A 19,609-nucleotide genomic window follows, 5' to 3' on the forward strand; every position below is an offset into this window, starting at 1 on the left:
GCGCTGGCTTCCGCCCGATCACCGCTCCACACGAAAGGGAGGGCCCAGCTTTACGGGAAACCCGGTGTACCACCGCAGCAGGCAACCGTCACACTCTGGTCGGCGCCGGCGAGGCGCTGGCTTCCGCCCGATCACCGCTCCACACGAAAGGGAGGGCCCAGCTTTACGGGAAACCCGGTGTACCACCGCAGCAGGCAACCGTCACACTCTGGTCGGCGCCGGCGAGCGGATCGGCAGTGGCTGTGCGCGCATGCGTGGCTGCCTGGGTCGCGACTGGACTCGCCGGCCGTCGGCAGTGAGGGAACACGCTGTCGGCCAGCGCTCCTGACAGGTGTCAGGAGCGCCGCGGTTCTGCGGAACCTAGTGTCGTAGAGCAGCTCGTGGTGACCGCTTCCAGCGGCGTCGGATCCGGCTCGACACAGGAGGAGACAATGCGCAAAGCCGTACTGGGTTTGTTTGTGGCAGTGGCGGTTGTGTTCGCGGTGGCGCCGCTCGCCGGCGCCGACCAGAGTGTGACGGTTGCCTGCTGCGGTGGTACACCGGGTTTCCCGTAAAGCTGGGCCCTCCCTTTCGTGTGGAGCGGTGATCGGGCGGAAGCCAGCGCGCGCTTTTCTAGTCTTGCGCGGACGAGGCCTCTGTCGTTCCGGTCGCGAGGAGTGCGATGGATCCGGGCACCCGAATGGTGCGAGCCGCTTTCCAGGAGAGCGGATTGCTGGCCCTGTTCACTGCAGGGGGCTTGCCGGGCGTTTTGCTAGACACATGGCTGGCCCGCCATCGGTAACGGTCTAACTCATGTGGGTGTGTTGCCAGCGGTAGGACGCCCCCAGCGGGGTCGGCAACGTCCCGGACTGCTGACATGTCGCCGTCTGCTGCTGCCCGCAGCCGCCTGGCTGGCCGTACAGGGCGCTCGTCAGGAGCGGCGGGGCTGGATCAGGTAGTCCCTTCGATAAGGAGTTGAGATGCGTAAGGCTTTTCTCGGCGTGTTGATGGCGTTGGCGGCGGTGTTCGCGGTGGCACCGCTTGCCGACGCCGGTCAAATGGAGACCGCGGCCGCTGCCGTCCCTGCGGGAGCCGCCGACACCGTGACGTCCGGCTCCCGGCCCGCGGTCGCAGGCAAGGGCGAAGGCGATGTCTCCGTCAAGCGCGCCTTCAGCACCTGGGCCACGAATGTGAACGTACGCCACAACAACAGCAACCTCACCACCTGTGGCATGTCGCCGTCCACGGCCAACTGCCCGAACATCCGGGGGCAGGTGAACCCGGGCGTCTCCTTCGAGGTCTGGTGCCAGAAGATTGGCAGCCAGACAGTGGGCGGCAACCCTTACTGGGTCTATATCATCCTGCCCAACTTCGAGGGCTGGATGGCCAGTTACTACGTCGACTACCCGGACGACGTGCTCCCGGAGACCCGGTCCTGCTAGCAGCCGCTGGACCGCGACCAACGAGGGGTTCCGTTACGGTGAACGCGAACTCCAGGGTCGTTGCAACACCGCGGTGAGTTGATCAGGCCGCGAGCAGCTTGGACAGACGCTCGGCTGGGRKMYCCCAGCCGAGCGTTTTGCGTGGGCGGCCTGCGACTTTGGTGGCGATGGCATACAGGTCTTCGCGCGTGTGCAGGGGAGAGGCTGGTGCCTCGGGGAAGGACTGGCGCAGCAGGCCGTTGAAGCTTCCATGTCCAGCCGATCGCTTCGCCCCTGTCAYCGCACCGACCCAGCCACGCTGCCTGGACACCCTCAGCGCTGCTGAAGCCACCTTCGAGTTCGATCACGACCAGCGCACCGACCCGGCCGACCGCTACGTTCAGCAGCACACCCTGACAAGAAGAATGACCCCATCGCCTTGTGACCTGCCTGGTCTGATCGATCAGGTGGGATCTACGGCGGACAGCCTGTGCCACCAGTGACCGCATCCGCCGGAGCAGAAGCGCTCGCGGCGCCGTTCGTCAGCGATCGCCAATACCGCGATCAGCAGCCGGAACGCCTTGCGGCGTTCATCGATGGCGGAGGAACAACAGCGTCTCGGTCTGCTCCTCCGGGCTGAGCCCGTCGAAGCAGTCCATGCCTGGTGACATCGGGCGCAGCCCTTGGGCGAGTTCCCGTCCTTGGGCTGTGCCCGGCTTGTGTTTCGCGGACCTAGTCCCCCGCCCGGAGGTCGCCGTCGACCTCGGTGCAGAATGACCCCGCACAATCGGGAGGGGAACATGAGCAGACTCAAACGCCTCATTGGGCTGGGCTCGGTCATTGTGATCGCGGTGTCAGCGCTCGCAGCCTGSGCTGGTGACGACAAGGGCTCGGCATTCCAACTGGCCCGGGAAGCCTGCGCGATGGAGTTCCCCGAGGTCCCTGGTGATCCGCTGATCGATGCCGCGGCTCGGCAGGAGTCCCGAGACAGGGTCCTTCCGCTCATGGAGAAGGCAGCCGACAAGGCAGCCCAGGCCGCCCGCCTCGATGACACCTGGCAACCTCTCGCCACGGCGTTCAACCGAGCCGCCGAACTCGCCTCGGTCACCCTTGAACTGGGTGACCTGCGCGGCACCCAGCTTGACGGGGACTACGGCAATCCCGCGGACGCCGACAGGGACAGCCAACTCGACGGGCGACGTACCAAGCTGATCAACAGACTGGACGAGCCGAGCATCACCGGCGAGTGCCGCAAGACGACCGGGACCTAATCGAAGCTGGGCCGTCCGTCGGACGGGCTGAAACTCAGCTCCGTCCAGTGGAGATGTTCTGGATCACTGCGGTGGCGGGCCTGTGGGGTGTCGGCACGGGCGTGTTCATACCGCGCCTTGCATCCACGAACACGCCTGCGTCCGATGCTCCATGCTGCGGCCTGACCCCGCCCCAAGACGCCGCTCGTCGAGATCGTCGCCAGCCTCAACGCAGGCATCGCTGCCCGAGCGTTGCCTCCGCCTCCATCAGGTGAAGGACGAGAGCGGGCTCGTCGACTGCGGGAACCAAGGAGCCTGGCGAACGCCGGGCGCGCATTCCATTCCTGCCGTTCGTTGCCGGTGCGGCGTTCAGCGGGTGATGACGACGAACTTGGTCTGTGTGTAGTGGTGAAGGGCTTCCAGGCCCTTCTCTCGGCCGTAACCGCTGTCCTTGTAGCCGCCGAAGGTGCCTTCGACCACGCTTCCCTGCCAGCCATTGACGAAGATGGTGCCGACCTCCAGCTGGGCGGCGAGGCGGTGGGCGCGGCCCAGGTCGGTGGTCCATACTCAGGCCGTCAGGCCGTAGTCGGAGTCGTTGGCGAGTTGAACGGCGTGGTCCTCGTCGTTGAAGCGGGTGACCGTCAGGACCGGGCCGAAGACGTCCTCACGTGCGATGCGCATGTCGCTGCTGACGTCGGTGTGGGCCGGCGGCAGAGGAAATGTCTCCAGGCCGGGCGAGGCCGGCGTCGGAGGGCTTTTTTTGGGGGAGTAGGTGCCGGTGCGCTCGTGTCGGCTGTTCCCGCGACCAGGTCCGCGCCCGCGGCATCGTGCCCGCAATCGCTCGCCGCGGCACCCGGCACGGCACCGGGCGGGGAACCTACCGATGGGTGGTCGAGCAAACCTTCGCCTKGCTGCATGGCTTCTGGCGCCTGCGGATCCGGTGGCAGCCGGGGTCCGACGCGGCCGACGAGACGGCCGGACCAGGGGGCGCAGACGGAACGACGAGCCGTACGACGGAGCCGGAAGCCCCCGTAGCCAACGGCCCGCCAGCAGCMAGGCGAAGGGGACGATCCCGCACCCCATGAAGTGATGGCCAGCCTTGGCCGTGGTTGCCGGCATTCGCCGACAACGAGGAGCAGATGCGTCTTTGCGGGGCCGAGCTGCTGGACCTGCGCCGAAGTGCCCCTCGGACATGTCGCGCTCGCGCCCCTCGATGCAACCGGGAAGCACCTCCCTCGGACGCGCCAGGGAGGCACAACTCCCTGGGGTGAGCGGCCTGTCAGCCCCTGCCGTCGGCCGCTCACCCCATGGCAAGAGGTCAGATGATGAAAGTGGGCTGTTCGGCGATGCCGAGCAGGCTGCGGCCGTAGATCTCCCGGCCGAGATCGGGGTTGACGACGCCATGGCGTGAGGCGGTGCCCAGGTCGCGCCAGATCCGCTGGAGTGGGTTGGACAGGGCGAAGGTGCTCGCGCCGGACACGGAGACCAGGCGGTCCACGGCTTCGCGGCTGCGAGTCGCGGCGACCGCGGTGTCCATACGGATCCGGGCGCGCTCCGCGACCGTCAGCTGCCGGGTCTCGGCGGCGGCGTGGTCGAGGTCGTCGGCAGCCCGGTAGGCGTGCAACTGGGCGGTGTCGACGAGGGAAGCGGCGTCGGCGACGGCGAGCTGGACGCTCGGTGAGTCGGCGAGGCGCTCGTAGACCGTCAGGGACATGGGCTTGCGGGCCGCGGTCGCGAGGGTCAGGTCCAGGGCGGCCCGGGCCATGCCGAGCATGGGGGCGACGACGGCGAGGGCGAGCATCGAGGCGACCGCCACGGCGTTCCGGGGCTCGCCTTCGTGACGGGTGGCGTACGCGCCGGCCAGGACGCCGCCCATGTTGAGCGTCCGGTGGGCCGGCACGGACACTCGGTCAGCGACGACGGTGTTGCTGCCGGTGCCGGCCATGCCCGCCACGTGCCAGGTGTCCTCGACCGTGACGTCCTCGGCTGGCACCAGGGCGATCGACGGCGGCTGGTCGGCGGCGCTCGGGGCGATCGCCAGAGCAATCCATCGCGCATGATGGATACCCGAGGCCCAGCCCCACCGGCCCGATATGACGAGATCGCCGCCCTCGGCGACGACCGCGGAGCCCGACGGGGTGAGCGCCGCGGCGACCGCGGCGTCGCGGTCCTGGCCCCAGACCTCGTCACGGGCCCGGTCGTCCATCATCGAGGCGATGAGACCGCCCCCGGTGTAGATGTTCGCGATCCAGCCGGCGGAGGCGTCGCCACGGGCCAGTTCGGCGGTCACTTCCATGCTGGTACGTACCCCGGCTCCGAAGCCGCCGAAGGCGCGCGGGGTGCCGAGGCGGAGCATCCCAGCCTCGCGCAGGGCACGGGCCGCGTCGTCCGACACGCGGCGCAGCCGCTCGCTCTCCTCGGCCTGCCCGGCGAGGATGGGTACGAGTTTTGCGGCTGCTTCCGTCAACTCGGCGCGGACACCGGCCTCGTCGGACGACGAGGGGGCGGACGGGGACAGGTTCACGGCAGGGCTCCACTCCGGTACGGGGATCGGTGACGGACACGACGCCGTGGTCGGCCGGTGATGGCCGAAAGAGGCTCGTGGTGTCGGCGTCAGAATAGGAAGTGCGAGGCAGGCGCCGAAAGGACATCGGTGCCACGAGGGGGGGGACACGCGTGACACAGTCGCAGGCGATCGATGTGCCGGGGTGGCGGCAGCGGACGTCCATCGACGTTCCACTGCGTCATCCCAACCGGCAGGACCTCCTGCACGAGCAGTGGCAACGCCGGCTCGGCCACCTCTCTCATGTGCGCCTGCTGCGCCTTCCCCCAGACCGGACACGCGGCGTCCACCGCACGCGTGTGGAACGCCGGTTGGTCGGCGAGGTTGCCGTCAGCCGGCAGTTCAGCGACCCCATAGAGGGCACCTCGGGCAGCGGGGAAACCGACGGCCGGGCCGACCTCGTCGCTGTCCACGTCATCAGGAGCGGAAGTCTGCGCATCGAGGACACCGGTCGGCGAGCCGACCTGGGCCCGGGCGCTCTCTGCATTCGCGACCTGCACACCTCTTGGCAGTTCGCGTACACGGCACCGACCGACTGCAGCGTGCTCATCCTGCCCAGGGCCGGCCTGCTCCAGCATCTGTACCGAACCCGGCTGCCGGCCCTGACCGTCGCCCCAGCCGCGGCCCCGGAGTCCCGGCTGCTTCTCGCCCATCTCGATGCCGCCTGGTCCCTCGCGGAGCAGCTCGGCCCGGAGGCGACGCAGGCGGCCGGCGAGGCGATGGCCATGCTGCTGACCGGACTCATCCGGACACACGCACCCGTTGCGCTCCCACCACAGTCACTGCGGGCCGCGGCCACCGCATACGCCGACAGCCGGCTGAGGGACCCGGACCTGGCTCCGGCCACCATCGCCCGGGCGCTGAACGTCTCCGTCCGCACCCTCCATCGTGCCTTCGCCGACGGCGAGACCGTCATGGCCTATGTGCGACGCCGCCGCCTCGAAGGCGCCCGCCGCGAACTCGACCGTCCAGGCAGCCCGTACACCGTGGCCGATGTCGCGGCACGCTGGCAGTTCGCCGACTCCAGCCACTTCCGCCGCGCCTACCGTGGCACGTATGGACAGCGCCCCTCGGCGACAGGGTGACCGAAGCACTGGCAGCAACCGGGCACTGAACTCCGTGCTGCACGTCATCGCCACCTGTCAGATCCGCGATGGTGGACGCGGACAGGACGACTGCCTGCGAAAGATCGCGGAAGGCAAACGCCAGCGGAGGCCGCAGGCCCCTCAAACGCCGCCTGCCCAACTTGGTCTGCCGGATCATGAAACGCGATCAATGGACCCACCTCGCTCAGGCCGCTCGACACACAGAGGCGCTATCAAGCCGCACCGCACCGGACGGCCTGCCGGGCACGTCGCGGACTCCCAGGCCAGCCACTACCAGCGACAAGCCACTCAAGCATGAAGTTCGCGATCTACAGCTGGAGTACAGCAGCGGCGCCCTCAGGCCGGCACAGTGCGAAGAGGTTTCGATGCTGCTGCACCAACAGCCGTCTTGAGCGATATGCAGCACTCTCTACGCAAGTTCTCTGGACGTCACAGGGGTCCGGTGAGGGTGCCGGTGTCGCCCACGGTTTCGGTGGCTATGGCGCGGGTGATGGCGCGTGCCACGGCGATCACGGCGGGGATGTGTGCGGCGGGTTGGCTTTGCTCGGACGGGGTGATGACCGAGAGGGCGGCGATGACGGTCTGGTGCCGGTCGAGGACGGGCGCGGCGACGCCGGTCATCAGGGTGTCCCATTGAGGGCGGGAGAAGACTGCGTACCGGTCGCGGCGGATGGCCGTGCACGGCAGCCCCTCCCACCAGCCGATATGCCCTCATCGCGGCGGATACTTACGCAAGACCGCCTGGTAGGTGTACTTGGACGGTAGCGCCGCACCCGCGGCCCCGGCAGTGTGTTGAGGAATCATCAGCTCGGGCGGGTTCCGCGGTGGGGTGCCAGGGCCCGTGCCAGCCGGCTGCGGGCTGCGACCATCGGAGTTGCCATGGCGTACTCAGTGCGGCTGCGGAACGGCTTGCACGGTGAAGCGCCCCCGCCCCCGCCTGGCCCTTGCTATTGCCGACGGGGTCTGCGGTGCGAGTTGCGGCATGGCGGCCGGGCGGGGAGTCAGCGGCTGTGGCCCGGCCGTGGCAGTGTCAGTTTCAGCGGGCCGCAGCCGAGGCGGGCGGCCTCGGCCTCGACGTAGCGGGGGAAGAGGGTGCGCATGTCTGCGCTCATCCCGCCCTCGTTGGCCTGTACGAGGAACACCGTCGGGCCCGCCTGGCAACGGGCGCGGAAGACGCCGAGGTTGGGGCCGAGGCCGCCGTATCCGGTGGCGGAGCGCACCCGGTCGCCCTCGTCCAGCGTCATCCCCGTGAAGATCGCGGCCAGCCGCGGGTCCTCGACGGTCATCAGGCGCTGCTCCCACTGGGAGCCGGTGATGTCCCGGTCGCAGGTGCGCACCGGGCCGTGTCCGTCGGTGATCATGGGGTACTGGTCCGGTTTGCGTTTCTTGCCCAGGGTGAGTCCCTTGATGCCGCAGAGCGCGTCCGGTTTCTCGGTGCGGGTGTAGCGGGCGGCCTCGGGCAGGCGTTCGACCGGGTCGGCGATCGTGCCGGCGCAGCCCAGGTCCGCGCTGACCTTGTTGACGAGCTTCACGACCATGCGGGCCATCGCGTCCCGCTCCTTGGTGCGCGGCTCCATGTCGGTGATCCAGCTGCCCAGGGCGATGTCCACGACGGTCGGCCCGTCGAAGTCGCCGGGGCGGCCCAGGCAGCCGTCCGGGATGGCGAGCCAGGCGCGGTTGTCCGAGGCCATGCCCAGCAGGCCGCCGCCGAGCGGGGTGAGACGGGCGGAGAGGAACTCATCAGCCCACTTGCCGTCGTCGCCGGCCCGGTCGTCGAGGCGGTGCACCCGGGCGGTGAGCGCCCATTCGTCGCCGTCGCTGTTCGTCAACTGGCAACTGCCCTTGGGGCCGTCCATGGAGCGCTCACCGTGCAGCACGGGCGCCTCGACTGCCTTGACGTCCTCCGGCTCGCGGAACGTCGCGGCGAGGTCATTGCGGGACAGTGCGCCCCAGCACACCTCGTCCGGTGCGAACGGCCCGGCCTGCGTCTGCCAGGCCGTGCCGCCGACGCCGAGCAGCACCCCGGCGAGACCTGCGGCCAGCAGCGGCCGGACCCGGCCGCGCATCAGTCTGCGCCAGTGCCACCGGCGCAGGCGCCGCTGGCGCCGCTCGCTGAGCAGCTCCCGATCGGCGGGCAGGGGCTGGTCGTAGCGGTTCGGCTCGTCCGCGGTGCTGCTCACCGGGTGGCTCCCTCGGGGGCGATGGGGGCGCAGCCCAGGCGGGCCGCGGCCGCGTTGGCGAAGGCGGCGAGGTGGCCGGGGTCGGTGGAGGCGCCCATCAGGAAGGTGGCGGGCCGGCCGGCGCAGTCGGCTCGTACGATCGCGTGCTTGTCGCCGATGGTGCCCGTGCCGCGCCAGCCGCGGGCCGCGGGGCGTCTCCCCGCGATGCCGTCGAACACCGCGGCCAGCCGGGGGTGTGCGACCATCGCCAGCTCCAGGTACGGCACGCCGTCGCGATCGCCACGGACGCTGCACGTCTGCAGGTCGCGGGTGACCGCGCCGGTCTGGTCCTCGATGTCCTTTGTGTCGAGGTGCAGGCCGCGGATGCCGCAGACGTCGGCAGAGGTGCTGAAGAGGCGCTCCTGCCTGCCCGGCAGGTCGTAGAGCGGCGAGCTGACCTTCAGCGGCTCGTCCGGCGCGCAACCGGCCGCCGCCATCCCACGGTTGGCCGCCGCGACGAGCAGCACCGCAGCCTCCCAGGCGCCGCCCAGATCGGCCGGATCGTTCTGGGTGTACGAGGGGCCGCTGGTGTACGTGCCAGACGCTTCCATGGTGACGACGGTCGGCCGGCCGTCCTGCGTATCGCAGGACTTCGGGAGCACCAACAGGCCACGGCGCCCGTTCACCGTGCCCGGCAGGCCGTCCGGGAGCGGGGCCATGTCGCCGCCCAGGAAACCGTCCTGGACCATCGCGAGCCTTGCCTCCGCGGCCTTTGGGACCGGGCCGTACTCGACGGTCACCTGCTGGTCGGTGGTGACCTTGTCGCCGTCGTAACTGCTCTTGTAGTCGCTGGCGATGGCGACTTCGCACCTGCCGGTCGGGCGTTCGCGGGTGGGTGCCGTCTCTTTGCTGGTGCGTGAGCCGTCGTCATCGTCGCCGAAGGCCTCGTCGCCGAGGAAGTCAGGGCCGCTGTCCTTCTCCCATGCGCCCCAGCAGTAGCGGTCCTTCGGCCACGGCCAGGTGTCCGCCGCCCACGTGCCGAGCCCGGTGCCCGCAAGCGCGAGCGCCAGCGCGGATATCAGCAACAACCGGCCGCGCCTGCTGTGCGGCAGCGCTCGGCGCAGCCGAGCGGGCGCCGCGGGCGCCTCGTCTGTCTCACTCACCCCGTGATCCCCTCCGGCGCAGGAGTGTATTCCCCGTCGTCCGTCAGGAGCAGCCCGCCCCTTCCATGGGGATCTTGCCGTTCAGCAGGTGGTGGTCCGCGGCGGGCGTCACGCAGGTGCCGTGGCCGTTCGTGCCGTGATCCTGGCTTGTGTGCGTCAGTTCCACCGCGGTCTTGCCGCCCCAGTTGGTCCGCCTTGTGCGCGGCAGCCTCGTACGGGGCCTTTGCCGGGCACCAGCGGTAACACGCCATGGAGGGCTCAAAAGTCACAGGCGGGCGTCATCCCCGCAGACAGGTACGCGGCGGCCACACGGTCGAGGCGGGTGCCGGCCGTAGCCGGACGGGAGTCCGGGGAGTGTTCCGGTCGAAGCGCCTTTGTGCGATGTACCGGTTCGGTGTCAGTGGGTGGGTGGGTGTCAGTGACGGCATGTCAGGTCGGGAAGTTCTCGCTGGCCGGGCGTTGAGGAAGGGCGAGGTCACTGACGTGGAGTGGTGTATGCGGGGGTGTTGCAACCGCGCATCCCCGCACCGGCCGTCGCCCTGGTCATCACGCTGTTCACCCGCGCGTCTTTCCAGCAGCTCCTCACCGTCCGCACCGAAGGCATCGGCCCAGAGGTGGCCGCCCTCGCCTTCCACGTCCCGGCCCGCTACACCGACGGCTGCGCCACCCACCCGGTCCCGGTATGGGCTCGCCCGTTCCTGCGCGCTGCGGCAGACCTTCGCCATCCTCACCCACAGCCAACAACTACTGGCCCATCAGGGCGAACGCCCCCACATTCTGCACCTCGCCGAGAACGCCAGGCTGCGCACGCCCCAACTCCCGTTCCCGCAGCCGGTCCGCACCGGCGGCGTCGTGTGGGACTACGCAGAACGCGGGCAGGCCGAGCGCTGCGAGACCGTGCTGTCCCGGCCCGGAAAGCCGTCCCGGCCGGTACGGATGAGGCGTAGTCGGACGTCGGGGGTGAGGCTGATGGCGTTGGCGTTGGCGTTGGCGTGGGTGGTGGTGTCGGGGGCGGTTTCCGTTGCGGCGTGCTTTGGTCCCTGCGAACTGGGCGAGGACGGTGTTGGGGTGGACCTGGCTCTTGCCTCTTTGCCGCTTGGTGCAGCGCAGCGGCCGGACGGGCCGGAGTCGCTGCGCTCTGTGTGTAGTCGCCGGCGAGCTCTCCGCCGCTCGCCCCTGGATGAGGCCCCTCGGTACTCCACGTGATGTGCGGGGGCCGCGACCCGCGCGCGCAGCGGCCTGTCGCGAGCCGTGAGTCCGCAGTGCAGGACCCGCCCGTCTGCCGCTGCCGCTTCCTGGCTGGTCGGCGCCTATGAAACAGCCGGACAAACAGCCGGACGAAACGGGTTGTAGACGCGCCACTGCGCGAGGGGTCTCACGCTGGACGGCGTGCGCCGGGGCCCGGCCGGGCAGTGACCTCCTTGGGGGTCAGGGCGACATGCTCCTCGGCGCACTCGACGACGACGCGGATCGGTGCCGCGCACTGGGCGTGGCGCATGTCGAGGACCGGGCCTTCGGGATCCGGGGCGTACATATCGCCCCACTGGCGCAGAGCGACGAGCACGGGCCACAGGTCCCACCCTTTGCGGGTCAGCCGGTACTCGTTGCGGGAGCGGCTGCCCGGCTCCTGGTAGGGAACGGTCGTCAGGATGCCGGCCGCGGTCAGCTTCCGGAGCCGGTCGCTCAGGACGGCCTCCGACAGGCCGATGTGGCGTCGGAAGTCGTCGAACCGGCGCACGCCGTTGGCGGCGTCCCGCAGGATCAGCAGCGTCCACTTTTCTCCGACCAGATCGAGGGTGCGCTGGACGGGACAGTTTTCCGTGCTGACCTCAAGCCACTCCATCTCACCATGCTAAGCGCTGGCTTCTCCTTTGACAGTCAGGGAAGCGGCAAGCTAGCTTCAATCAACGAAGTCAGCTGGGAGGACGTCAGGACATGGGACGGGCACGTACGTACGAGTGGGAGGACCCCTCGATCACCGCCGCTGCCGTGGGGAGCACCTCCGGCCTGGACTTCCTGCGCGCAATACAGGCCGGGCGCCTGCCCGGGCCACCGATCACGGCGACCCTCGACTTCACCCTCGACGAGGTGAACGAGGGCAGGGTGGTGTTCGCGATCACGCCGGGCGAGGAGCACTACAACCCGATCGGCAGCGTGCACGGCGGCGTCTACGCCACGCTGCTCGACTCGGCGGCAGGGTGTGCCGTGCAGTCCACGCTTCCGCCCGGCATGGGGTACACCTCGCTCGACCTGACCGTGAAGTTCCTCAAGCGGATCACCGCGGATACGGGCAGGGTCCGGGCCATTGGAACGGTTGTCAGCCGAGGCCGCCAGACCGCACTCGCCGAGGCCAGGCTGATCGACGCGCAGGAGCGCCTGCTGGCTCACGCCACCAGCAGTTGCATGCTGTTCGCGGTGCCCACCTCCACGACCTGAGGGGCGGACACGGGCAGGCCGGCCGGTCCGCCTGCCACGCAGAGACAGCACGTGGGGCGTTGGGTTACGCATCGACGCATCTACGCCTTTGACAAATCTGCTAACGATCAGCTGATAGGCGATTCAGCGTCAGCCGAGCGGCCCGCCGAAGCCGCCCGGTCGCCGGAATTGCTCTGGGCAGGGACGGGTGCGCCGGTGGTCAGTGCACCCTGCCGTACGCAGTGCGCGAGGGGCATGAGGCGGAGGGGATTTCGCGCCGCAGCAGGGTGTGTCTGCGGCCCGCATGCTCTGCCAGGGCTGGGAGAGCATGGCCCACCAGTATGTATGTGGCCATGCTGCGAGCCGCAGTCGCGGACGACCCGTACCACCCGCGTGCCACGGCACTCGTGGGCGAACTGAGCATCCGCAGTGCCGACTTCCGGCGGTTGTGGGCTCGACACGACGTTCGGGAGAACGTCCGCGGGACGAGTCTGTTCCAGCGTGTTCCAGCACCCCGAGGTCGGCGGAATCACCCTGGATTGGGATACCTACCCCCTGCCCGGCAACCCGGGTCCGGTCCTCCTGGTCTTCACCCCCGAACCCGGAACTGCGGACGCGGAGCGCCTCCAACTCCTTGCATCCCTGCGAGCGACCCGCGACGCAGCCTCCCGGCAGCCGTCGGTCGGCGGGGTTCCCTCGCGGCCCCGCATGAGCGAGGTTCGCCCTAGGGCCACGGCACGGGATCGACGTCCGTCGCCCTCGCAGGCCCCGCGTCGGAAAATGCCCCGTTCCTGAGGCAACGCAGCCAGGCCACGACGCGAAGCAACCGAAGGATTGCTGGTCGGGCGGCTGGCGTGTGCCGCCAGCGGTGAGATCCCGCACCGGCTGTGGGATCTCACATCCCGTGGCCGAGTCTCACGACTGATGGCCGACGGTCTTGTCAGACGGCCTTGACGACGGTGCCGGTGCCTTCGAGGGCGGTGACTTCGTCGACGGGTGCTGCGGTGTCGGTGACGAGGGTGTGCAGGAGTGTGGAGGGACCGACGTAGGCGTAGGCGGTGTGGCCGAGCTTGCTGCCGTCGGCGGCGACGATGATGCGGCGTGTGGAGGCGATGCCGGCCTTCTTCACGGCCGCGTCGTCGAGGTCGTAGGCGGTCAGGCCCTGAGTTGCGCTGAGGCCGCAGCAGCCCATGACGGCGGTGTCGAAGCGCAGTGCCGCCAGGGATGCGAGGGTGAGGGGGCCGGTGAGGGCTCCCTCGGCGGCCCGTGGCTGCCCGCCGGGCACCATCAGCGTGGCCGGGCCCGGGCCCTCGCCGAATACCTGGATGGCCTGCAGGGACAGGGGCATCACAGTGACCGGCCGCCGGCGCAGCAGGTGGGCGATCTCCAGGCAGGTGGTGCCGCTGTCGAGGAGGACGGTCTCGCCGTCGGCGATGAGCGAGGACACCTCGGCCGCGATGCGTCGCTTGGCGTCGACGGCCTCGTGGGCACGCAGCGCGAAGGGCGGCTCCTCGCCCCTGAGCAGCAGGGTGCGCGCCCCGCCGCGGACGCGTTCGAGGACGCCTTGCGCGGCCAGCGCGTCGAGGTCACGCCGGATGGTCATCTCGGAGGCGCCGGTCAGTTCGGCGAGTTCCTGGACCGTGATCCTTCCCGTCTCTCGGACGGCCTGCGCGATCACCCCGTGCCGGTCTGCGTTGCTCATACCGCGATTGAACACCACACGAAACGAACATTCAATGTGTGCGAAGTGCCAGTGTTCAACCGCCCATCGTGTTCGTTACGGTGTCCGTCATGAACGATTCGCTTCGAGCCGCACGAATAGCGACCTTTGTCTACTTCAGTCTGTGCGGAACTCTGATGGGCACCTGGGTGGTGAACATCCCCGCCATCGAGGAGCGCGTGGGCATCAGCCACGCGACGCTCGGGGGACTGCTGGTGCTGCTGGGGTTGGGTGCCTTCATCGGTATGCAGGTGGCCGGGTCTCTGACTGACAGGCTCGGGGCGCGCATCGTCGTTCCCGCCACCGGCGTGCTGTGCAGCGCGGCCCTGGTGCTGCCCGGCCTTCCCCGGGAGCCGTGGACGCTGGCAGCTGCCCTGCTGGCCTTCGGCTTCTGCAACGGTTGCCTGGACGTGAGCATGAACGCCCACGCCGTGCACGTGGAGAAGGCGTACGGGCGGCCCGTCATGTCGGCCTTCCACGCCACGTTCTCGGTCGGCGGCGTCCTCGCGGCGCTCGTCGGAGCGGCGACCGCGAGCGCCGGCCTGAGCCCGGCCGCGGGCATGGCCGCCATGGGAGCCCTGGGCATCGCGATCGCTGTGGTGTCGGCACGTGCCCTGCTGCCGACCGCACCCACCGCTGCCGACACCGGCTCCGCGGGGGAGACCCGGCAGGCGCCGGCCGCCGGGCGCCGCGGCACCAGCAGGCGGGTCTGGATCCTCGCCGCCCTGGCTCTGATGGTCATGCTGTGCGAGGGAGCCGCCAACGACTGGAGCGCGCTGCACCTGAAGGACGTCCTCGGCGCACCCGCGAGCACTGCCGCGTTTGCGTACGGCACCTTCGCGGCGACCATGACCATCGGCAGACTGCTCGCCGACCGCCTCGTCGCCCGGTTCGGGTCCATGGCGATCCTGAGATACGGCGCGGCGACGGCGGCCGTCGGCATGACGATCGTGGCCGTCTCCCCGTGGATATGGGCCGCGTTCGCGGGGTGGGCGCTGTTCGGTCTGGGGCTGTCCGGCTGTGTCCCGCAGTTGTTCAGCGCGGCCGGGCATGCCGACCCCTCTGCCGCGGGGGCCAATGTCTCCCGCGTTGCCGGGCTCGGCTACGTCGGGATGCTTGCCGGCCCCGCCGCCATCGGCTGGCTGACCCACCTCGTCGCCCTGAACCATGCCTTCGTACTGCTGATCCTGCTGTGTGCGACCACGGCCGTGGCGGCCGGGATCCTGCGCGCCGGTTCCGGCCGCACGAGCGAGATGGCAGCAAGCAGCAGCTGAACACCCCTCGGGATCCGGAGGAACCCACGATGATGTCCACCGACCGCAGCATCGTGCTGTTCGACCTCTTCGGGGTCATCGCCCGCCACCAACGCCCGGGCGCCCTGGGAAAGATGGCCGCCCGCTGTCACACACCCACCGACGCCTTCACCGCGGCCTACTGGGCCTGCCGCCCGCCCTACGACGCCGGTCGGCAGTCCGCGCCCGAGTACTGGTCCGCCGTACTGCGACGGCTGTCCCTGGCCGTCGACGCCGACACCGTCGAGGAACTGCGCCTCACCGACATCGACAGCTGGTCATGCGTCGACGACCGGATGGTCGCCTACGCCCAGTCCCTCCTCGACGTCGCCGAGGTCGCCCTGCTGTCCAACATTCCCTCGGACCACGCGGACGCGTTCCTCGCCGCGCAGCCCTGGCTGCACCGTCTGGACCACGTCGCCTTCTCCGGGAAGATCAAGGAGGCGAAGCCGGCCCCGTCAGCCTTCCATCATTGTGTCGTCGCCATGCGGGCCGTCCCGACCGACTTCCTCTTCGTCGACGACCGCGAGGAGAACGTACGCGCCGCGCAGGCCATGGGTATGAACGGACACCTCTTCACCGATCGCGACGAGCTGGCAGCCGTCATCGACACCTGGTTGCCGACTCGAGGACTCACGCGGAAATGACACATCCCTCACCACCTGACTCCTGGACCAGCTGTCCTGGTACCCCGGACCGGCAACCGCATCAGCGCCTCTCAGGCTCCCTCCGGGGCGCCGGCGGAGCGCACGAAGCCCCAGCCGTGTCGGCGTACCGCAGGAAATGCGGTACGCCGACTCCGGCCGGCCAAGACCCAAGGGAAATGCCACGCGCGTGAGACCGAGCGGCTGTGCCACTGTCCTGGACAGCGGAAGAACCGCAGTTCAGCGAACGCTTCCTAGGCAACGAGCGGCGAGAACCAGCACCAGCCGACGAACACCACGTACGCCCCGCATCCGTGAGCCCGTTGCACCGAGGTCACGTGGGGACCGCCGACCGCCCTCGTGCTGTCTGCGATCAGATCAGCACGAGCCCGACGGCTGTCGACGTCACCCTGACCGGTCAGCAGCCATAGCGGTGGGGGTACGGGGTGTCGGGGCAGCTGCGACAGATGAAGAAGTACATGCCGCCGGCGTTGCCCAGGGCCATGTCGTGCCCGAACGCGTCGAGGGCGGCGGGATCGGCCTCGGCTGTCCAGCACGGAGTCGCGGTCGGCGCCGGATCGACGGCAGGCCAGTCGGATGAGACCAGATCAGGACTGCAACGATGGCGCGCATGATGAACGCTGGTGACCATGCCGTTCGGGCTGGGGAGATAGCAGAGACACTGTTCACGACTCCTGGCGCCCTTGCCCCAGAGCCTGTCCATGTCCTGGCCTACCCCGACGGAGCAGGTCGCCTCGCTCGCCGTGAGGCGTTGCGACCGGTGTATGAGGCGATCGTGGCTCGTATTGGCGCGCCCACCCTGCTGGGAGGATCCGTCAGCGGGCCGAGCGTGCGCTGGTGCACTCGTGAACGGATCCTGCTGTTGTCCGGCGACCACACCCATGCCGAACTGTCGGTGCACGACGCGGACATGTTCGTAGCCGAGGAATGGAAGACCTTCGACCGCACGAACCCCGGGCGCAAGGGGGAGCCACACGCCTTCGATGCGCTGCCTTACACGTGGCAGCTGGACCGCAAGGGGCCGGGAAACGCAACGGCGTGGACGTTCAACGGGACTTTCATCGCGGGTAGTTGGGATCACGCGGTCACGGGTCTTGAGCTCATGCTCGCCGCGTGGGTGGAGCAGTATCCCGTGCAAGCTCCTGGTGACTGGATCGGCTTCAATCTGTGGACGGCCCGCGACTGGCGCCGCGACATGATCGTGTCGTACACGCCGGCCGACCATGGCAGGGAACTGGCCGTCGGCATCCATGACCGCGGCAGCGAACAGACTGCGGAGCGTCAGGCCCAGATGCGGGAGCGTGGCTGGCACACCCTGACCGACCATCAGTGGTGGCGTACCGCAGTGCCGGAAACGGATCCTGACGGGCCCCGGATGATCGCTGAGCTCACGATCGCCGAGTGCCGAGTGCCGAGTGCCGAGTGCCGAGCGCGCAAAGCCACCTGTCCGGACGAGCTGCGGGCGCACGACATCAGCGCGGGTGACAACGGCGACCTATGGCTCACTGGCCTCGGCCTGCCCACGCACCCCTCCCGCGGCGAGCACTTCTGATCCCTGTCGCCGAGGCCCACGCGCCGGTATCGGCGGTCTGGTCGCGCAGTGGTGCACCGGTTCGACACCGTTGGTGATCACCAGCCGGGGGCGCGTGGACTGCGACGGAGCGACACGGATCTGGCAGCCGGAGGCCGTCAGTTCCGCGATCTGCTGCAAGGCGGCGCCGATGTCGGACGTACGGGTCGTCGTCATCGACTGCACCGACACTGGGACACGGCCCCTGATCGTGGTGCCTTGTTCGGTGGCGGGGCGACAAGGCTCGGGCCGCCCCCGTACACCGCGCCGGAAACCTCAGCCTTCACAGGGCGCAGCAGATCACGCTGGAGACGCTGGACTGGGCACACGACATACTCGCGATGGATGCCGCAGTCCTGCAAGCACTCCGAGCGATCTGCGGGGAGGACGCGCGGTGAGCTCCGCGGGCTGTCACCGGACGGCAGTGGCCCGTGGTCCGACGTGCTGCTGGCATTCCGTCGACAGCACCATCACGGGACTTCAACTGCCGTCACGGAACACGATGCGACCGAGCGCTGCATCACAGAGCTCTGCTCTAGTTCTGTCGGTGCCAAGTTACCGCGTTTGCGGACGAGTTGTGACGGCCCCCTTCACCTCGAAGGAGTGGTGTCGCCGAGTTTTGGCACCACCCAGAGCCTTGCGGTGGGAGCATCGGGGTGCTCTTGCGCGCGAGGGGGCGCCGATGCCGCCACAGTCCAAGGTCGAGSTGTATGCGGCCATCCGACGGGATTCTCGCGCCGGTAAGGTCTTGATCGCCCACGGGTAGGGTCGGTCCATGGGCGATGACTGGCAGACGGATCGGATCGGGGCTGCTCTGCGGGGTGAGAACCCGACCGTGCTGCGCCGGCTTGGGGCGGGCTTCGCGGTGATCGGTGACGTCCAGTTCCTGCCCGGGTATTCGGTTCTCCTTGCGGACGAACCGGGTGTTGAACGGCTGTCCGACCTGCCGAGGGCCAAGCGGCTGACGTTCCTTGCTGACATGGATCAACTGGGGGAGGCCGTTGAGCGGGCCTGCCGGCGGCTGGACCCCGGCTTCCGACGGGTCAACCTGGAGATCCTCGGCAACACGGATCCGCTCCTGCACGCCCACGTCTGGCCGCGGTTCGAGTGGGAGCCGGCCGAGCTGGTAGGCAAGCCGGTGTGGCTGTACCCGCGTGACCGGTGGAGCGACGACCGGTTCAGGCTCGGCCCCCAGCACGATGTGCTGCGGGAGTCGATCGGCAGCGAACTGGACCAGCTGGGGCGGAGGGCGGGCGCACTCAACCAGCGGGGAGCGCGCGGGTAATGGAATGGAGCGGACGTGCCGGGTGAGGGCGTCGAGAGGAGGGAACCCGCATGCGAGCGGCCGAAGCAGGGGCTTCAGTGTGCGAGTTCGTCTTAGCTTGGTGTTTAACGTCGGCCACTCACCTGACCGGCTGACATTGGTTCGTTCCCGGGACAGCAGGGCGGCCGTTCTTCCCCCTTCGAGGTGTCGACTTTCCGGGCGTGAGCCGGGCTGGGGGCGAAGTGTGCGGGTGCTGCTCTACTCGGGATCCGTCCGTCGCGGAATGCCGGGAGATCTCGGTGTCAATTGGGCGAGCAGGGGATCACGGGATTGGTCTCGGAGCTGATGGACGTGTCCTTCATGAATCCCCAGACCCCGTTGTCTGCTTTCGTCATCAGCCAGCGGTTCGGGTGCGGGCCGCCTACATAACCCCCGCTGTCGAGCCGGCAACTGAACCAGCTGTAGGTGGTGTACATGTATCCGACGACCTGGCCGGTGCCGTCGAAGTTGTTGTAGACCTTCGCGGCGTAGACGTTGTAGCAGTAGTAGGCGTTCGTCTCGAGCGTGCACTCGTGCTGGGCGCTCGCGGAGGCCGTGGGCGTGATCAAGCCCAAGCTCCCCAGCGCGGCGGCGACGGTCAGCGCGGCTGCCCGCACTCGCAGATCAAGTCGCATGAAGGTCCTCCTCTTGGTGCTGCCGTCGTCAGCACTGGGCTGAGGCGGGCAGGTGGGCGGGATGGGTTGCCTTTGACGTGCACGGTGCTGCTGTGTCCGTCCGCGAAGCCGATCCAGATGTCGTGGGTGTAGCCGTTGTCGGTGAGGGTCTGGCGGCCGTGTGTCCGGCAGGAGTCCTGTGAGGTGGTCCCGGCGGTGAGTGCGGCCAGGTATCTGTTGTCCCTGCAGGGCAGCTTGCGCCGTTCGGGTGCGCAGATGCATGGCGCTCCTCGCRGCTGGGATGACAGGGACGTCGTGCGCGAAAAGAGGCTAGGAGAGCGCAGGGCTGGAACGGTCCTGACAGATGTCAGGGGTTGCGGGCAATGCTC

Annotated in this window: 19 protein-coding genes and 4 pseudogenes; 11 read left to right on the forward strand and 12 right to left on the reverse strand. The window is 69.1% G+C overall.

What is annotated here, in order from left to right:
• Nucleotides 1–959: 959 nt before the first annotated feature.
• Nucleotides 960–1,421 carry a hypothetical protein gene (locus EAO75_RS43800; protein WP_148000722.1) on the forward strand — a complete coding sequence of 154 codons (462 nt, stop codon included), beginning with the start codon at nucleotides 960–962 and terminating at the stop codon, nucleotides 1,419–1,421.
• Between the two features lie 442 nt (nucleotides 1,422–1,863).
• Here EAO75_RS43800 and EAO75_RS48820 read toward each other — a convergent pair whose 3' ends face one another.
• Nucleotides 1,864–2,241, reverse strand: coding sequence for a DUF5958 family protein (locus tag EAO75_RS48820; protein WP_410092895.1), 378 nt, complete (start codon nucleotides 2,239–2,241; stop codon nucleotides 1,864–1,866).
• Between EAO75_RS48820 and EAO75_RS43815 the strand changes: the two genes are divergently transcribed.
• Entirely contained in the window at nucleotides 2,201–2,671 is a 471-nt protein-coding gene (locus tag EAO75_RS43815) for a hypothetical protein (RefSeq protein ID WP_148000723.1), read from the forward strand. The two genes, EAO75_RS48820 and EAO75_RS43815, sit on opposite strands and share 41 nt — an antisense overlap.
• Before the next feature lie 348 nt (nucleotides 2,672–3,019).
• Here the strand turns inward: EAO75_RS43815 and EAO75_RS48040 are convergent.
• A pseudogene (locus EAO75_RS48040) lies at nucleotides 3,020–3,487 on the reverse strand (aldehyde dehydrogenase family protein).
• Here EAO75_RS48040 and EAO75_RS43825 point away from each other — a divergent pair.
• Nucleotides 3,451–3,609: pseudogene (locus tag EAO75_RS43825) on the forward strand (IS5/IS1182 family transposase); the annotation flags it as partial. The pseudogenes EAO75_RS48040 and EAO75_RS43825 overlap by 37 nt on opposite strands.
• Nucleotides 3,610–3,968: 359 nt before the next feature.
• Here the strand turns inward: EAO75_RS43825 and EAO75_RS43830 are convergent.
• Nucleotides 3,969–5,174 carry an acyl-CoA dehydrogenase family protein gene (locus EAO75_RS43830; RefSeq protein WP_187284848.1) on the reverse strand — a complete coding sequence of 402 codons (1,206 nt, stop codon included), beginning with the start codon at nucleotides 5,172–5,174 and terminating at the stop codon, nucleotides 3,969–3,971.
• Nucleotides 5,175–5,326: 152 nt separating this feature from the next.
• Here EAO75_RS43830 and EAO75_RS43835 point away from each other — a divergent pair, with 152 nt between their 5' ends.
• Complete coding sequence (locus EAO75_RS43835; protein WP_187284849.1) at nucleotides 5,327–6,298, forward strand: helix-turn-helix domain-containing protein; 972 nt, start codon at nucleotides 5,327–5,329, stop codon at nucleotides 6,296–6,298.
• Nucleotides 6,299–6,748: 450 nt separating this feature from the next.
• Here the strand turns inward: EAO75_RS43835 and EAO75_RS43840 are convergent, their stop codons facing one another.
• The 5 genes from EAO75_RS43840 to EAO75_RS43860 all read right to left on the reverse strand — a co-directional run bounded on the left by EAO75_RS43840 (nucleotide 6,749) and on the right by EAO75_RS43860 (nucleotide 11,484).
• Entirely contained in the window at nucleotides 6,749–7,024 is a 276-nt protein-coding gene (locus EAO75_RS43840) for an IclR family transcriptional regulator C-terminal domain-containing protein (protein WP_148000726.1), read from the reverse strand.
• A gap of 296 nt (nucleotides 7,025–7,320) precedes the next feature.
• The gene (locus EAO75_RS43845; RefSeq protein WP_148000727.1) at nucleotides 7,321–8,499 is read right to left on the reverse strand and encodes a hypothetical protein; all 1,179 of its coding nucleotides are present in this window, start codon (nucleotides 8,497–8,499) and stop codon (nucleotides 7,321–7,323) included.
• On the reverse strand, nucleotides 8,496–9,641 hold the full coding sequence (locus EAO75_RS43850) for a hypothetical protein (RefSeq protein ID WP_261989693.1): 1,146 nt from the start codon (nucleotides 9,639–9,641) through the stop codon (nucleotides 8,496–8,498). Before EAO75_RS43850 ends, EAO75_RS43845 begins: the two co-directional genes overlap by 4 nt.
• 43 nt (nucleotides 9,642–9,684) lie before the next feature.
• Nucleotides 9,685–9,903, reverse strand: coding sequence for an alpha/beta hydrolase (locus EAO75_RS43855; RefSeq protein ID WP_148000728.1), 219 nt, complete (start codon nucleotides 9,901–9,903; stop codon nucleotides 9,685–9,687).
• Nucleotides 9,904–11,016: 1,113 nt separating this feature from the next.
• A complete protein-coding gene (locus tag EAO75_RS43860) occupies nucleotides 11,017–11,484 on the reverse strand; it encodes a winged helix-turn-helix transcriptional regulator (RefSeq protein ID WP_148000729.1) in 468 nt (155 codons plus the stop codon).
• Nucleotides 11,485–11,576: 92 nt separating this feature from the next.
• On the opposite strand from EAO75_RS43860, the gene EAO75_RS43865 reads away from it, so the two are divergent.
• From EAO75_RS43865 to EAO75_RS48050, 3 genes and pseudogenes are all read left to right on the forward strand, one after another.
• On the forward strand, nucleotides 11,577–12,077 hold the full coding sequence (locus EAO75_RS43865; RefSeq protein ID WP_148000730.1) for a PaaI family thioesterase: 501 nt from the start codon (nucleotides 11,577–11,579) through the stop codon (nucleotides 12,075–12,077).
• A gap of 332 nt (nucleotides 12,078–12,409) precedes the next feature.
• Nucleotides 12,410–12,484 (forward strand): annotated as a pseudogene (locus EAO75_RS48045) (hypothetical protein); the annotation flags it as partial.
• A 73-nt stretch (nucleotides 12,485–12,557) separates the two neighbouring features.
• On the forward strand, nucleotides 12,558–12,851 hold the full coding sequence (locus EAO75_RS48050; protein WP_261989694.1) for a hypothetical protein: 294 nt from the start codon (nucleotides 12,558–12,560) through the stop codon (nucleotides 12,849–12,851).
• Nucleotides 12,852–12,996: 145 nt separating this feature from the next.
• Here EAO75_RS48050 and EAO75_RS43875 read toward each other — a convergent pair whose 3' ends face one another.
• Nucleotides 12,997–13,758 carry a DeoR/GlpR family DNA-binding transcription regulator gene (locus EAO75_RS43875; protein WP_148000731.1) on the reverse strand — a complete coding sequence of 254 codons (762 nt, stop codon included), beginning with the start codon at nucleotides 13,756–13,758 and terminating at the stop codon, nucleotides 12,997–12,999.
• Nucleotides 13,759–13,847: 89 nt separating this feature from the next.
• Here EAO75_RS43875 and EAO75_RS43880 point away from each other — a divergent pair, with 89 nt between their 5' ends.
• Nucleotides 13,848–15,050, forward strand: a complete 1,203-nt coding sequence (locus tag EAO75_RS43880) for an MFS transporter (RefSeq protein WP_148000732.1) — start codon at nucleotides 13,848–13,850, stop codon at nucleotides 15,048–15,050.
• 29 nt (nucleotides 15,051–15,079) lie between these two features.
• On the forward strand, nucleotides 15,080–15,715 hold the full coding sequence (locus EAO75_RS43885) for an HAD-IA family hydrolase (protein WP_261989695.1): 636 nt from the start codon (nucleotides 15,080–15,082) through the stop codon (nucleotides 15,713–15,715).
• 415 nt (nucleotides 15,716–16,130) lie between these two features.
• On the opposite strand, the gene EAO75_RS43890 is transcribed toward EAO75_RS43885, so the two are convergent.
• Complete coding sequence (locus EAO75_RS43890) at nucleotides 16,131–16,364, reverse strand: hypothetical protein (RefSeq protein WP_148000733.1); 234 nt, start codon at nucleotides 16,362–16,364, stop codon at nucleotides 16,131–16,133.
• Between the two features lie 129 nt (nucleotides 16,365–16,493).
• On the opposite strand from EAO75_RS43890, the gene EAO75_RS43895 reads away from it, so the two are divergent.
• The gene (locus tag EAO75_RS43895; protein WP_261989696.1) at nucleotides 16,494–17,285 is read left to right on the forward strand and encodes a hypothetical protein; all 792 of its coding nucleotides are present in this window, start codon (nucleotides 16,494–16,496) and stop codon (nucleotides 17,283–17,285) included.
• Nucleotides 17,286–17,360: 75 nt separating this feature from the next.
• Here EAO75_RS43895 and EAO75_RS48825 read toward each other — a convergent pair.
• Nucleotides 17,361–17,546 (reverse strand): annotated as a pseudogene (locus EAO75_RS48825) (flavodoxin-dependent (E)-4-hydroxy-3-methylbut-2-enyl-diphosphate synthase); the annotation flags it as partial.
• 532 nt (nucleotides 17,547–18,078) lie between these two features.
• Between EAO75_RS48825 and EAO75_RS43905 the strand changes: the two are divergent.
• The gene (locus EAO75_RS43905) at nucleotides 18,079–18,588 is read left to right on the forward strand and encodes a diadenosine tetraphosphate hydrolase (protein WP_148000735.1); all 510 of its coding nucleotides are present in this window, start codon (nucleotides 18,079–18,081) and stop codon (nucleotides 18,586–18,588) included.
• A gap of 281 nt (nucleotides 18,589–18,869) precedes the next feature.
• On the opposite strand, the gene EAO75_RS43910 is transcribed toward EAO75_RS43905, so the two are convergent.
• Entirely contained in the window at nucleotides 18,870–19,241 is a 372-nt protein-coding gene (locus tag EAO75_RS43910) for a hypothetical protein (RefSeq protein WP_148000736.1), read from the reverse strand.
• Nucleotides 19,242–19,609 lie beyond the last annotated feature (368 nt).

Source organism: Streptomyces sp. UW30 (genome assembly GCF_008042075.1).
Taxonomy (GTDB): Bacteria; Actinomycetota; Actinomycetes; order Streptomycetales; family Streptomycetaceae; genus Streptomyces.